A 13,123-nucleotide genomic window follows, 5' to 3' on the forward strand; every position below is an offset into this window, starting at 1 on the left:
GCTCCTTGGGTGAACGGTGTTATTTCTTCAAATGTTGCTTCAGTTCTTCGGACGCTTGCAGCATCGCGGAGCGTACTTCCGGCACCTGACTGATGACATTCAACAAACCGTAGTCGTGAATCATGCCGTTGTAGCGAACCGCCGTCACCGGCACTCCCGCCTCATCCAGTTTGCGCGCATACGCTTCACCTTCGTCACGCAGGACATCGGCACCGGCGGTCTGCACCAGCGCAGGCGGCAAGCCTTTGAGCTGTGCGGTGGTCGCCCGCAGCGGCGAGGCGTAGATCTCGTTCCGTTGCTTGTCGTCGGTGGTGTAGTTGTCCCAGAACCACTTCATCGCGTTTTTGGTAAGGAAGTGCCCCTCGGCAAACTGGTTGTAAGAAGCCGTTTCAAAGCTTGCATCGGTCACCGGCCACAACAGCACCTGGAACTTGATCGCCGGCGTTCCTTTGTCTTTGGCCATCAGTGCAACCACGGCCGCCATGTTGCCGCCGACGCTGTTGCCGGCCACGGCCAGGCGCTTGCCGTCGACGTTGATGTCTTTACCGTGCTCGGCCACCCATTTCGTCGCGGCGTAAGCCTGGTTGATCGCCACCGGGTAATGCGCTTCCGGCGACGGCGTGTAATTGACGAACACGGCTGCGGCACCCGAGCCCGTGACCAAATCCCGAACCAGCCGTTCGTGTGTCGGGAAATCCCCGAGCACCCAACCACCGCCGTGGAAGTACATGAACACTGGCAGCTCGCCTTTGACCCCGGCCGGCCTGACGATGGTCAGGCTGATCGGTTGGCCGTCGACTTGAATAGTCTTCTGGCTGACATCCGCTGTCGGCAGCGTCAGTTTCACCCCGGCTTGTGCACCCGCCAAGACGGCGCGAGCGTCTTTCGGGGTGAGCTGTTCCAACGGTTTGCCGGTGCCGGCGTTCAGCACATCGAGGAAGGCCTGGGTGTTGTGTTCAACCCCGTCGCCCGCGAATGCGCTGTGGATGGAGAGGGCGAGAAGGGTGCCGGTCAAGACTTTGCTGAAAGTGTTCATGGTCGTTTCCTGTTCAGTCCTGGAGTCTGCGATTACACGGTGACGTGCAGGCGCACTTCGACATTGCCACGGGTGGCGTTGGAGTACGGGCAGACCTGGTGGGCAGCGTCGACCAGAGTTTGCGCGTCGGCTTGTTCAAGACCCGGCAGGCTGATGTGCAGGTCGATGTCCAGGCCAAAACCACCAGGGATTTGACCGATGCCGACATGGGCCGTGATCGAGGCGTCGGCCGGGATGTTGCGTTTGGTCTGGCTGGCGACGAATTTCAGGGCGCCGATGAAGCAGGCCGAGTAACCGGCAGCGAACAGTTGTTCAGGGTTGGTTGCAGCACCACCGGCACCGCCGAGTTCTTTGGGCGTGGCGAGTTTGACGTCGAGGATGTTGTCGCTGGAAACCGCACGACCGTCACGGCCGCCAGTGGAGGTTGCGATTGCGGTGTAGAGAGTTTGCATGATGTGAGCCTCGCTTCAGGTTTGGATTTTTGCGCTAAATGTTTGTGCGCTAAGTAAGTGCGAGATGAATGTATCTCGCAAATAGTTAGTGCGCAAGATAAATTTTCAAAAAAATTTTCCTGCAAGGATTCTCATGGGCGCCGCAAAAAAAATGTGGGAGCGGACTTGCTCCCACATTGGATGTGTTGCGTTTCCAGGGTTAGAGGCTGTCCTGCAGATTACTGCGCAGCACCTGCAGTTCCGCTTGCAGGTTCTGCAATCGCTCAAGCGTCATGCCACTAGCGCCGAGAATGCATTGCGGAACATCCCGCGCCTTGTCCCGCAGGGCTCGACCCTGTTCAGTCAGCTCGACAATCACCACCCGCTCGTCTTCACGGCTGCGGGTGCGAGTGAGCAAGCCTTCGACTTCCAGGCGCTTGAGCAGTGGCGTCAGGGAGCCGGGGTCGGTGAGCAGGCGCGTGCTGATTTCACCGACGGTCAGACCATCCCGTTCCCACAACACCATCATCGCCAGGTACTGCGGATAGGTCAGGCCCAGCGCTTGCAGCAACGGCTTATAGACCTTGGTCATCAGTAGCGAAGTGGAGTGCAGGGCAAAGCACGTCTGATTGTTCAGCAACAGGTCGTCGCAGTTATCCCGGGTAGTGCTGTCGGTGTTCATTCTGAAACCTTGATCTGTGATCGTCATGAATCTAGCGGGCGAATGTTTATTGCGCCAGATATTTTGCGTTGCTGTGCATTTTCCTGTCCGCAGTGAATGCGTAGGATGGGTGCCCTGGAATGGAGGGGAAATCGGCTGTGACTGAGTTTTTTATGTATGGACTGTTCGGCATCGCCCTGGGGACCCTTGGCGGACTGTTCGGGATTGGCGGCGGTCTGGTCGCGATTCCGTTGCTGGGGGTGCTGTTCGGGCTTGATCAGCAGCTTGCTCAAGGCACCGCGTTGGTGATGGTTGTCCCCAACGTGATGTTGGCGCTGTGGCGTTATCACCAGCGCAATCGCATTGAATTGCGTCACGCACTGCCTCTGGCCTCAATGGGTTTTTGCTTCGCCTGGGTCGGATCGCTGTGGGCAGTTGGTATCAATGCGCAAACCATGCGTATCGCCTTCGTCGCGTTCCTGGTCGCGCTATCGGCGTACAACCTTCTGAGAATGTTCACCACCAACGCGCCGCCGTCGGCGCAGATGAATTACTCGCCGCGATGGCTGGGTGTCCTCGGCGCGGTATCCGGCAGCATGGGCGGTTTGTTCGGGGTGGGCGCGGCGGTGGTGGCGACACCGGTGCTGACAAGCTTGTTCGGCACCACCCAGGTGGTCGCTCAGGGTTTGTCACTCGCGCTGGCATTGCCGAGCACCAGCGTTACCTTGGTGACTTATGCGGTGCACCATGAAGTGGACTGGATGATTGGCCTGCCCTTGGCGGTCGGTGGATTGATGAGCATCAGCTGGGGTGTGAAGGTCGCCCACGCCATGCCGGAGCGGCTGTTGCGCGGTCTGTTCTGCGGCTTCCTCGTACTGTGCGCGGTGATGCTTGCCTTTAAAGTTTGAACCCTTCGACGATGTGTTCCGCCAGGCATTCGGTGATCGGCGACGGGTTGTGGAGGTTGCGCAGTAGCATGATGCTGGCCTCCGGCAACATCGGCAGGTCCTCGGCTTCACCGAGAATGCGCAAGTCTGCGGTGATCAGGCTTTCCAGTTGCGCGGTCACGGCCAAACCTTCGCTGACCACGGCCATGATCGCCGACAGGCTGGAGCTGTTGTAAGCCACGCGGTAATCACGGCCCATGGCGTCCAGTGCGTTGCACGCCCACAACCGGCAGAAACAGTCGCTGTTGAACATCGCCAGCGGTAACGGCGTCTGCTCGTGGACGCTGTAGCACTGCGCCTCCGCCCAGACAAACCGTTCCTTGCGCAACAACTGACCGATCTCGTTACCCGGCTCGCGGGTGACGATGGACAGGTCGAGGTCTTGGCGCTGGAGCAATTGTTTCGATGATTCGCAGTGAACCTCGATCTGGATCAGCGGGTACGACTGGGCAAAGCGCCGCAGAATCCCCGGCAGAAAGCGCATCACGTAATCATCCGGTGTGCCGATGCGCACCGTGCCGACCATGTGCGGCTCGCGCAAGGTGTTGAACACCTCGCTGTGCAACTTGAGGATGCGCCGGGCGTAACCCAGCAGCACCTGGCCCTCAGCCGTCAGCCGCACCTGGCGGCCATCGCGCTGGAACAACTGGCGCTGCAACACGTCCTCTTCCAGCCGCTTCATCTGCATGCTCACGGCAGATTGCGTGCGATTGACCAGTTCCCCAGCGCGGGTGAAACCGCCCTGATCGGCGATGGCGACGAAGGTGCGCAGCACATCCGTGTCGATACTAGGGTAGGCAGACATTCATCAATCCCCGAGATGTGTTGCATCAGAAACATTCGTTGGATTGATCTTAGTCCCGGCGCGACACTTGAGCCATCCCAAACGGAGGGCAATAAGATGAAAGGTCAAAAAGGTTACGTCGAGGTAGAAAAACATTCCATTCACGTCGTGTCGGATTTGCTGCACAAGATCAGTCGCTGGTATGAACTGCACCGCGAACGCGAGTTGCTCGCGAGCATGAGCGACGAAGCGCTGAAGGACATCGGCATCAGTCGTGCGGACGTCGAACACGAAAGCATCCGCCCATTTTGGGATGACCCGATGCACAAATGAATCACCGACAACTACACAAACCGTCTCCCGGTGAGGTAGGTTGCGAGCAGACAAGGAGATGCTCATGCCCCTGGCCATTCCCGCAACGCTGTCCTTTTCCATCAAACAGGCTCGACGCCTGGCGCTGGCTGCCCAAGGATTCAACGGGCGCCAGCCGCCAGCGACGATCAAGGCCGTCCAGCTCAACCGCCTGAATGACCGGCTGGGCATCTTGCAGATCGATTCGGTCAATGCGCTGGTGCGTTCGCACTACCTTCCCCTGTTTTCCCGCCTCGGCAATTATTCATCCGACTTGCTCGACCAGGCTGCCTGGAGTTCGGGCCGGCGGCGCACGCTCTTCGAATACTGGGGCCATGAAGCCTCGTTGCTGCCGCTGTCGATGTACCCGTTGATGCGCTGGCGCATGCTGCGCGCGAGCCGGGGCGAAGATATCTATCAACAACTGGCGCGTTTCGGCCGCGAGCAGCAGGACACCGTTCGCCGGGTGCTGGCGTCGGTTGAGGAGCTTGGCGCGTTGGGTGCCGGAAGCCTGTCGACCCGTCAGGAGCGGGCAGGACCCTGGTGGGACTGGAGCGCGGAAAAGCATGCGCTGGAATGGTTGTTTGCTGCGGGTGAAGTCACGGTGGCCGGACGTCGCGGATTCGAACGCCTTTATGATTTGCCGGAGCGGGTGATTCCCTCGCCAGTGTTGCAGCAGCCTTTGCTCACGGAAGCCGAGGCCCAGTGCGGTCTGCTGCTGCACGCAGCGACTGCCTTGGGTGTGGCGACCGAGAAAGATCTGCGGGATTATTTTCGCCTGAACCCCGCTGATGCGCGCCCGCGCTTGGCGGAACTGGTGGAGGCGGGTGAGTTGCTGACCTGTGAGGTGCAGGGCTGGCGGCAACCGGCGTTTTGCCTGCCGGAGCCGAAGATGCCGCGCAAGGTCGAGGCCAGCGCCTTGCTGTCGCCTTTCGATTCGCTGATATGGGAGCGCAGTCGTACCGAGCGCTTGTTCGATTTTCGTTATCGGCTGGAGATTTACACGCCGGCGGACAAGCGCGTTTATGGCTATTACGTGTTGCCGTTTTTGCACAATGAGCGGATTGCCGCGCGGGTGGATTTGCGTGCGGAACGGGCGTTGGGACGGCTGGCGATTCACGCCGTGCATGAAGAAGAGCCGGGGCTGGATGAGGAGGGGATGTTGGCGTTGGCGGTGAATTTGCGGCGGATGGCGGATTGGCTGGGGCTGGAACGGGTGCAGTTGAACTGCCCGCGGGCGAGTGCGATGCGGTTGCGGGTGGCATTCGCACAGATTGATGGTGCCTGACCCGACGCCATCGCGAGCAGGCTCACTCCTACAGGGAGGAGTGAGCCTGCTCGCGATTGGCGCGACTCGGTCTAACGCCGGACTTGCTTCAGGGTCTCGGCAATCAAAAACGCCAACTCCAGCGACTGGTCCGCATTCATCCGCGGATCACAGTGAGTGTGATACCGGTCCGATAACCCATCCTCGGTAATCGGCCGCGCCCCACCAATGCACTCCGTGACGTTCTGCCCGGTCATTTCGATGTGAATACCACCGGCATACGTGCCTTCTGCCTGGTGAACCTGGAAGAACTGCTTCACCTCGCCAAGGATCTGCGCAAAGTCGCGGGTCTTGTAGCCGCTGCTGGCCTTGATGGTGTTGCCGTGCATCGGGTCGGAACTCCACAGCACCAGCTTGCCTTCACGTTGCACCGCGCGGATCAGCGCCGGCAGGTGATCGCCGACCTTGTTCGCGCCCATCCGCGCGATCAGGTTCAAGCGACCGGGATCGTTCTCCGGGTTGAGCACGTCGATCAGGCGAATCAAATCCTCTGGGTTCATGCTCGGGCCGACCTTGACCCCGATCGGGTTGTTCACCCCGCGCAGGAACTCAACGTGAGCGCCGTCGAGCTGACGGGTGCGGTCGCCGATCCACAGCATGTGCGCCGAGCAATCGTAATAGTCGTTGGTCAGGCTGTCGCGGCGCACGAAGGCTTCTTCGTAGTTCAGCAGCAGCGCTTCGTGGGCGGTGAAGAAACTGGTTTCGCGCAGTTGCGGCGAGCTGTCCATGCCGCAGGCGCGCATGAACGCCAGGGTTTCATCGATGCGGTTGGCGAGGTGACTGTATTTTTCCGCCAGGGCCGAGTTGGCAATGAAGTCCAGGTTCCACTTGTGCACTTGGTGCAGGTCGGCAAAACCGCCCTGGGCGAAAGCGCGCAACAGGTTGAGGGTGGCGGTGGACTGGTGATAGGACTGCAGCAGGCGTTCCGGGTCCGGCACACGGTTCTTTTCGTCGAAACCGATGCCATTGACGATGTCGCCGCGGTAGGCCGGCAGGGTCACGCCGTCGATGGTTTCATCGTTGGCCGAACGCGGTTTGGCGAACTGCCCGGCCATGCGCCCTACCTTGACCACCGGGCACCCGGCGGCGAAGGTCATGACGATGGCCATTTGCAGCAGCACTTTAAAGGTGTCGCGGATTTTCGCGGCGGAGAACTCGGCGAAGCTTTCGGCGCAATCGCCGCCCTGCAACAGAAACGCGCGACCCTGGGTGACTTCGGCAAACTGACGGCGCAACTCCCGGGCTTCACCGGCAAACACCAGCGGCGGATAGCTCGCCAGGGTTTGTTCGACCTGGCGCAGATGCGCGGCGTCGGGGTATTGGGGTTGTTGCTGGATCGGCAGGGCGCGCCAGCTGTCAGGGCTCCAGGGTTGGCTCATCACGGTCTCGGTTGTTTTACGCTCGGGCGTTCATGTTATCAGCAAATTAGTGCGTGACCTGTTCCCGTCGCTTCGCGGACAATCGCGCCTTTGCCGCTTCTTGTTGCGGCGTGGCCCGTGACGATCTGGAGACGAAATGACTGAGGAGCGCGTCGAGCATCTGCTCGCCGAGGTACAGGACGAGTTCGGCGTGATTCGCGTGCTGGAAGTGGCCGATTACCGTTTTCTCGAGTTCGGTGATGCCATCGAGCAGAGCTGCGTGTTTACCGCTGACCCCAGCTGGCTCGAATACGATTACACCCGGGCGATGCTGATCGGTGCGCTGTGCCACGAGCAACCGGACAGCGCGCTGTTCCTTGGTCTCGGTGCCGGGACGCTGACCCAGGCGTGCCTCAAGTTCCTGCCGCTGGAAGATGTCGAAGCCATCGAGTTGCGCCCGGACGTGCCGCGTCTGGCTATCGAGTACCTTGGGCTGGATGACGATCCGCGCCTGTATATCCGCGTCGGTGATGCGCTGGAGTTGCTGGATACCGCCGAGCCGGCGGACCTGATTTTTGTCGACCTTTATACCGATGTCGGCCCGGGTGTCGGGCACCTGGCCTGGAGTTTTCTGGAAAACTGTCAGAAACGCCTGAATCCGGGTGGCTGGCTGGTGATCAATCAGTGGGCCACCGACGATGGTAAACCGTTGGGTGCGGCGTTGTTGCGCGGGCTCTACCACCGGCATTACTGGGAGCTGCCAGTGAAGGAGGGCAATGTGATTCTGATCGTGCCGTCGGAGCTGGATCAGGAGCTGGATATGGACGGGTTGGTGGCGCGGGCCGAAGCGCTGGCGCCGCGGTTAGGGTATTCGTTGCAGTCGCTGATCAAGGCGATTCGCCCGGCCACCTAATGGTTGTCTGCGACGGCCTCATCGTCGGAACGCCGCCCAAAGCAGGCTCACTCCTACAGGGGAACGCATTCCCAATGTGGGAGTGAGCCTGCTCGCGATGGGGCCGTAAAGGGGAGCAAAAATCTCAAACCCCTTTGAAAACGCCGGGTCGCTTTTCGACCATCGACCGCACACCTTCTTTGGCATCCTCACTCGCCAACAGCTTCTTCACCAACAGCGGCAACCCCTGTGCCGCCGCCGTTTCCCCCTCATAACGCGCCTGTCGCGCCGACATCAACGTCGCCTGCACCCCGAGCGGCGCCTGCCGGGCGATCCGCTCCGCGAGTTCAATCGCCCGAGGCAACAAATCCTCGCTGGCCATGACTTCCTGCACCAACCCTAGGTGCAACGCGTCATGGGCATCGAACTCATCGCCGGTCAGCAACCAGCGCATGGCGTTGCCCCAGCCGGCAATCTGATGCAGGCGCAACGTAGCGCCACCGAAAGGGAAGATCCCCCGCTGTACTTCTTTCTGGGCGAACCGGGTGTTGCTGGCGCAAAGATTGATGTCGGCGGCCAGCATCAGCTCGATGCCGATGGTCAGGCAGTAGCCTTGTGCGGCGACGATCACCGGTTTGCTGACACGGGGGCCGGCAAACACACCCCATGGATCACAACCGCCAGGTGGCGCTTGCCAGCCTTCGGCGAGCGCCGCGCTGGCGCTGACCAGATCCAGCCCGGCGGTGAAATGCTCGCCATGGCCAAACACCACCGCCACCCGCGCCTCGCTGTCGGCCTCGAACTCGCCGTAGGCCAGGCTGAGCTCATTCAGCAGGGCGAGGTCGAAGGCGTTGCGCTTGGCCACCCGATCCAGTCCGATCATCAGGACATGGCCGTGTCGCTCGCGGGTGACACGACTGCAGGCGGGCTGATTCATGGGGCAATTCCTCGAGCGGGAAGGGGTGGGATCGGATCGGCAAGAACCGCAGCGCAGTGTCGCCGCGGTGAACCGTTTTAGCGCCATCGCCAGCAGGGCCGGGCCTTTGAAAAATAGACCGTTGCACGATTATCCGCAAAGCCTGTGACACAACGGTGTATCCGTCATTTTCCCGACAAATAATGCTCCCTTTTTGGGCAAATTCCGGTATAGTGCGCGCCGGCCTTTAACCGGGCCGCGTTTAGGTAGCGCAATTCCCCGAAGCCAGCTTCGGCTGCACATCCGCACAGCGGACTCTCCCTTGACGAATCATTTTCATTCATTCGTTTTCGCAAATCCCCGCCGACAAAGCAGCCAGGGCGACTCTTGAGTCTTACACGGCATGCGCAGCTTTGGAGCATGGGTCTTTGCGGATGCACTTAGAGGCAGACCCATGACCCAGGAAACCGGCGGCTTCGCCGCTTTTAATCTTAATCCGAACATTCTTGCAGCCGTCATTGCGACCGGCTACGAAGAACCTTCGGCTATTCAGCATCAATCGATCCCGATCATCATGGCCGGCCACGACATGATTGGCCAGGCGCAAACCGGTACCGGTAAAACCGCCGCGTTCGCCCTGCCTATCCTGCATCGCATCGATCCTGCCAAGCGCGAGCCGCAAGCCCTGATCCTGGCACCAACCCGTGAGTTGGCGCTGCAAGTAGCAACCGCTTTCGAAACCTACGCCAAGCAAATGCCGGGCGTTACCGTTGTGGCCGTTTACGGCGGCGCCCCTATGGGTCCACAACTGAAAGCAATCCGTAATGGCGCACAGATCGTTGTCGCCACGCCGGGCCGTCTGTGCGACCACCTGCGTCGTGACGAAAAAGTTCTGGCTACCGTGAACCACCTGGTTCTAGACGAAGCCGATGAAATGCTCAAACTGGGTTTCATGGACGACCTCGAAGTCATCTTCAAGGCCTTGCCAGCTACCCGCCAGACCGTATTGTTCTCGGCCACCCTGCCGCAGTCGATCCGTGCTATCGCTGAACGTCACCTGCGTGATCCGCAGCACGTGAAGATCCAGACCAAGACCCAGACCGTTACCGCGATCGAACAGGCTCACCTGTTGGTTCACGCTGACCAGAAGACCTCGGCTGTATTGAGCCTGCTGGAAGTCGAAGACTTCGACGCCCTGATCATGTTCGTACGCACCAAGCAAGCGACCCTGGACCTGGCCAGTGCCCTGGAAGCCAAAGGCTACAAAGCCGCTGCGCTGAACGGTGACATTGCTCAGAACCAACGTGAGCGCGTGATCGAATCCCTCAAGGATGGCCGTCTGGACATCGTTGTGGCGACCGACGTTGCCGCTCGTGGCCTGGACGTTCCGCGCATCACTCACGTATTCAACGTTGACATGCCGTACGATCCGGAATCCTACGTTCACCGTATCGGCCGTACTGGCCGTGCCGGTCGCGAAGGTCGCGCGCTGCTGCTGGTGACTCCGCGTGAGCGCCGCATGCTGCAAGTGATCGAGCGTGTAACCGGTCAGAAAGTTGCCGAAGTTCGCCTGCCGGACGCACAAGCTGTTCTCGATGCCCGCATCAAGAAACTGACCAACAGCCTGTCGCCACTGGTCGCTGATGCCGAATCGACTCACGGTGATCTGCTGGATCGCCTGACCGCCGACATCGGTTGCACCCCGCGTGCGCTGGCTGCTGCGCTGCTGCGCAAAGCCACCAACGCTCAGGCGCTGACCCTGGCTGCGATCGAGAAAGAACGTCCACTGGTGCCGAACAACGCACCGCGTGGCGATCGTCCAGAGCGTACCGGTGATCGTCCGGACCGTGGTGATCGTGAGCGTCGTGCTCCGGTTGCATTGGCCGAAGGTCGTGCTCGTTGCCGTACCGCGCTGGGCGCGCGTGACGGTATCGCCGCGAAAAACCTGCTGGGCGCCATCCTCAACGAAGGTGGTCTGGCGCGTGAAGCCATCGGTCGCATCCAGGTGCGTGACAGCTTCAGCCTCGTCGAACTGCCGGAAGATGGTCTGGAAAAGCTCCTGACCAAACTGAAGGACACTCGTGTTGCCGGCAAGCAGTTGAAGCTGCGTCGCTACCGCGAAGATTGATCCGCCCCCGGGCTGATTGATCGAACATAAAAAATCCCCGACTGGTTCGGGGATTTTTTTTGCCTGCCTTTTTCCCTTGTAGGGGCGAGCTTGCTCGCTCCTACAAAAAATCACTCCGTCACCGGGCCGCCACCGGCCGTCACCACCTGCACACTCATGCGCGGTGTCGCCAGGTCGAGGCCTGCTTCATCCAGGTGCCGTTTCAGGGACAGGTTAAACGCGCGGGACACTTCCCATTGCTTGATCGGCGCAGTCTTGAAGCGGGCCCTGAGAATCGCATTGCCCGACTCAAAACTCTCCACCCCCTGAATCTCCAGTGGCGACCAGATGTTGCGCCGCTGCAGCGGGTCGGCGCGCATCTTCTGGCCAACGTCGCGCATCAGTTTGATCGCGTTGTCGATGTCCATATTGAAGGGGATCGCCACACGGAAGATCGCGTAGCCAAACTCCCGTGAGTAGTTCTTGATGCTTTTGATTTCGCTGAACGGGATGGTATGGACGATGCCGTCGATATCCCGCAGGCGCACGGTGCGAATGGTCAGGCCTTCGACGGTGCCGAGGTGGCCGCCGACATCCACGTAGTCGTCGATGGCCAGGGAGTCTTCGATGATGATGAACAGCCCGGTGATCAGGTCGGCAACCAGCGACTGAGCGCCGAAACCGATGGCCAGGCCGATCACGCCGGCACCGGCGAGCAAAGGCGTGACGTTCATGCCCATGTTCGCCAGCGCGACGATCAGCGCAACGATGAAAATCGCCACGAACAGCACGTTGCGGATCAGCGGCATCATCGTCTGCGCGCGCGCGCTGGCCAGGCCTTTGCGCGAGCGGGTGAGGGCGTGGTGCACGGCGGTGTCGCTGAGAATCCAGATCAGCCAGGCAAAAATCAGCGTGCCGCCGAGGCTGAACAGTTTGACGCTGACTTCATGCCCGTCGCCTTCGGTGAACGCAATCAGCGACATGCCCCAGACCCGCAGGCCGAGTTCGATGAACGCCAGCCACACGGTCAGATGAGCCAAGGTGTAGAAGAAGCTTTTCAGGCGCTCCGAATACAGCGCATGGCGTTTCACCCCGCGTTGCGGTTTCAGCGCGTGCCGGCGCACCAGTCCGTTGATGACCATGCACAACACCAGTAGCACGGTGCAGATCAGTGCCTGACGCAATGCGGTGCTGGTGTCGCCGGCCGAGACGAACGTGGCGAACAGCGAGATGGCCACCAGCACCAGGGCCGGCACGTACCAGAAGGTCCCGAGAATATCGATGGTGTCGCTGAGCGCGCGGCGGGTCAGGCGTCGGGACAGTGGCTGGTTGCGGATCAAGTGAGCGATCGGGCGGCGGAAGCGCAGGATGAACAGCCCGGTGGACAACGCGGCCAGCACATTGGCGACGGTAGCGGCGGTGTGCGCGAGGTGAGTGCCGAGACTGGTGACGAGGCGCGGGTCGCTCAGGGCTTCGCCGAACGCAGCAAAACTGCCGATCAGCCACAGCGGCCGAAAGGCCTGATGGCGCAGAATGTACAGGGCGCGGTGGCGGTGCGGGCCGTCGAGCAAAGAGAAGGCAATGACGCAGATCGCCGAAAAACACGTGCCGACCACCAGCGCATAGGCCAGCACCATGGCCAGGCTTTTGCCCAATGACGAGGGCAGCGCATAACTCATGTACACCGTGATCACCAGCGCGATCAGCCACGGCCCAAGCTTGCGCAGGGCAAAGCGCAGCATGTCGAGCGCCTTGGGGTGCTGCGGCAGTTCCTCGGTCAGGCCGAAGCGCATCCGCACCCGATGGCCGAGCCAGATCAGTGCGGCCGCGAGCAAGCTCCAGACCATCAGGATCACGGCGAAGGCAAAGATGATAGGCAGCCATTCGTTGGCTGGCAGCGCCAGAGCGGTCAGTTCGTCCTTGGCCAGGTTGAACTCGTCGGACCAGCGCGTGAGCGGGCTGTCGGCGCCGGAGAACTGTTTTTCGAAACTGGCCAGCGCGCCGCCAATCAGGCCGAGCACACCTTCTTCGGCGGCCGGTTGGGCTTTTTTGGTAGCATCGCGCAGCTTCTTCAGGTCGGCCAGCAGCTTGGTTCGCGCCTGGTCGTTCTCCAGCGACTTGATGACTTCGTCGAGGGATTGCCCCAGCGGCTCTTGCGCCTCTGGCTGAGTCTTTGTCGAGCTGTTGAGCAGGCTCGGCAAACCAACGGCCTGGGCCGACGCGATCGGCAACAGTGTCAGCAGTAGTGTCATCAGGCTGACGAGGAAAAGGCAGGGCAGGGCAAAAAGACGAGCGAACACGAGGCGGTCAACC

12 protein-coding genes are annotated in these 13,123 nt (G+C 60.8%); 5 read left to right on the forward strand and 7 right to left on the reverse strand.

All coding sequences use genetic code 11. The features are described from left to right. Positions 1–19 precede the first annotated feature (19 nt). The 3 genes from ACYZT4_RS03150 to ACYZT4_RS03160 all read right to left on the reverse strand — a co-directional run bounded on the left by ACYZT4_RS03150 (position 20) and on the right by ACYZT4_RS03160 (position 2,149). Positions 20–1,036 (reverse strand): alpha/beta hydrolase, encoded by a 1,017-nt coding sequence (locus ACYZT4_RS03150; protein ID WP_461985161.1) that lies wholly within the window; start codon positions 1,034–1,036, stop codon positions 20–22. 32 nt (positions 1,037–1,068) lie between these two features. Beyond that, positions 1,069–1,488, reverse strand: a complete 420-nt coding sequence (locus ACYZT4_RS03155) for an organic hydroperoxide resistance protein (RefSeq protein WP_461985163.1) — start codon at positions 1,486–1,488, stop codon at positions 1,069–1,071. Between the two features lie 199 nt (positions 1,489–1,687). Further along, positions 1,688–2,149, reverse strand: coding sequence for a MarR family winged helix-turn-helix transcriptional regulator (locus ACYZT4_RS03160; protein WP_461985165.1), 462 nt, complete (start codon positions 2,147–2,149; stop codon positions 1,688–1,690). A 152-nt stretch (positions 2,150–2,301) separates the two neighbouring features. Between ACYZT4_RS03160 and ACYZT4_RS03165 the strand changes: the two genes are divergently transcribed. After that, positions 2,302–3,036, forward strand: coding sequence for a sulfite exporter TauE/SafE family protein (locus tag ACYZT4_RS03165; RefSeq protein ID WP_461988533.1), 735 nt, complete (start codon positions 2,302–2,304; stop codon positions 3,034–3,036). Here ACYZT4_RS03165 and ACYZT4_RS03170 read toward each other — a convergent pair. Continuing rightward, a complete protein-coding gene (locus tag ACYZT4_RS03170; RefSeq protein ID WP_461985167.1) occupies positions 3,026–3,880 on the reverse strand; it encodes a LysR substrate-binding domain-containing protein in 855 nt (284 codons plus the stop codon). The genes ACYZT4_RS03165 and ACYZT4_RS03170 overlap by 11 nt on opposite strands. A 96-nt stretch (positions 3,881–3,976) precedes the next feature. On the opposite strand from ACYZT4_RS03170, the gene ACYZT4_RS03175 reads away from it, so the two are divergent. Together ACYZT4_RS03175 and ACYZT4_RS03180 are read left to right on the forward strand one after the other, a co-directional pair. Next, complete coding sequence (locus tag ACYZT4_RS03175; RefSeq protein WP_461985169.1) at positions 3,977–4,192, forward strand: DUF1127 domain-containing protein; 216 nt, start codon at positions 3,977–3,979, stop codon at positions 4,190–4,192. Positions 4,193–4,268: 76 nt separating this feature from the next. After that, the gene (locus ACYZT4_RS03180) at positions 4,269–5,498 is read left to right on the forward strand and encodes a winged helix-turn-helix domain-containing protein (protein WP_461988535.1); all 1,230 of its coding nucleotides are present in this window, start codon (positions 4,269–4,271) and stop codon (positions 5,496–5,498) included. A gap of 71 nt (positions 5,499–5,569) precedes the next feature. Here the strand turns inward: ACYZT4_RS03180 and ACYZT4_RS03185 are convergent, their stop codons facing one another. Further along, a complete protein-coding gene (locus tag ACYZT4_RS03185; RefSeq protein ID WP_461985170.1) occupies positions 5,570–6,916 on the reverse strand; it encodes a class II 3-deoxy-7-phosphoheptulonate synthase in 1,347 nt (448 codons plus the stop codon). A gap of 136 nt (positions 6,917–7,052) precedes the next feature. On the opposite strand from ACYZT4_RS03185, the gene ACYZT4_RS03190 reads away from it, so the two are divergent. Then, the gene (locus ACYZT4_RS03190; protein WP_392890336.1) at positions 7,053–7,808 is read left to right on the forward strand and encodes a spermidine synthase; all 756 of its coding nucleotides are present in this window, start codon (positions 7,053–7,055) and stop codon (positions 7,806–7,808) included. Between the two features lie 124 nt (positions 7,809–7,932). Here ACYZT4_RS03190 and ACYZT4_RS03195 read toward each other — a convergent pair whose 3' ends face one another. Beyond that, the gene (locus tag ACYZT4_RS03195; protein ID WP_461985172.1) at positions 7,933–8,724 is read right to left on the reverse strand and encodes a crotonase/enoyl-CoA hydratase family protein; all 792 of its coding nucleotides are present in this window, start codon (positions 8,722–8,724) and stop codon (positions 7,933–7,935) included. Between the two features lie 433 nt (positions 8,725–9,157). On the opposite strand from ACYZT4_RS03195, the gene ACYZT4_RS03200 reads away from it, so the two are divergent. Further along, positions 9,158–10,831, forward strand: coding sequence for a DEAD/DEAH box helicase (locus ACYZT4_RS03200; RefSeq protein WP_461985174.1), 1,674 nt, complete (start codon positions 9,158–9,160; stop codon positions 10,829–10,831). Positions 10,832–10,941: 110 nt separating this feature from the next. On the opposite strand, the gene ACYZT4_RS03205 is transcribed toward ACYZT4_RS03200, so the two are convergent. Next, the gene (locus ACYZT4_RS03205; RefSeq protein WP_461985176.1) at positions 10,942–13,110 is read right to left on the reverse strand and encodes a mechanosensitive ion channel family protein; all 2,169 of its coding nucleotides are present in this window, start codon (positions 13,108–13,110) and stop codon (positions 10,942–10,944) included. Positions 13,111–13,123 lie beyond the last annotated feature (13 nt).

The sequence above is a fragment of the Pseudomonas sp. GB2N2 genome (assembly GCF_054897705.1).

Coding starts and splice junctions, on each gene's coding strand:
- ACYZT4_RS03150 (WP_461985161.1), bottom strand. CDS start 1,036: ATGAACACTTTCAGCAAAGTCTTGACCGGCACCCTTCTCGCCCTCTCC.
- ACYZT4_RS03155 (WP_461985163.1), bottom strand. CDS start 1,488: ATGCAAACTCTCTACACCGCAATCGCAACCTCCACTGGCGGCCGTGAC.
- ACYZT4_RS03160 (WP_461985165.1), bottom strand. CDS start 2,149: ATGAACACCGACAGCACTACCCGGGATAACTGCGACGACCTGTTGCTG.
- ACYZT4_RS03165 (WP_461988533.1), top strand. CDS start 2,302: ATGTATGGACTGTTCGGCATCGCCCTGGGGACCCTTGGCGGACTGTTC.
- ACYZT4_RS03170 (WP_461985167.1), bottom strand. CDS start 3,880: ATGTCTGCCTACCCTAGTATCGACACGGATGTGCTGCGCACCTTCGTC.
- ACYZT4_RS03175 (WP_461985169.1), top strand. CDS start 3,977: ATGAAAGGTCAAAAAGGTTACGTCGAGGTAGAAAAACATTCCATTCAC.
- ACYZT4_RS03185 (WP_461985170.1), bottom strand. CDS start 6,916: ATGAGCCAACCCTGGAGCCCTGACAGCTGGCGCGCCCTGCCGATCCAG.
- ACYZT4_RS03190 (WP_392890336.1), top strand. CDS start 7,053: ATGACTGAGGAGCGCGTCGAGCATCTGCTCGCCGAGGTACAGGACGAG.
- ACYZT4_RS03195 (WP_461985172.1), bottom strand. CDS start 8,724: ATGAATCAGCCCGCCTGCAGTCGTGTCACCCGCGAGCGACACGGCCAT.
- ACYZT4_RS03200 (WP_461985174.1), top strand. CDS start 9,158: ATGACCCAGGAAACCGGCGGCTTCGCCGCTTTTAATCTTAATCCGAAC.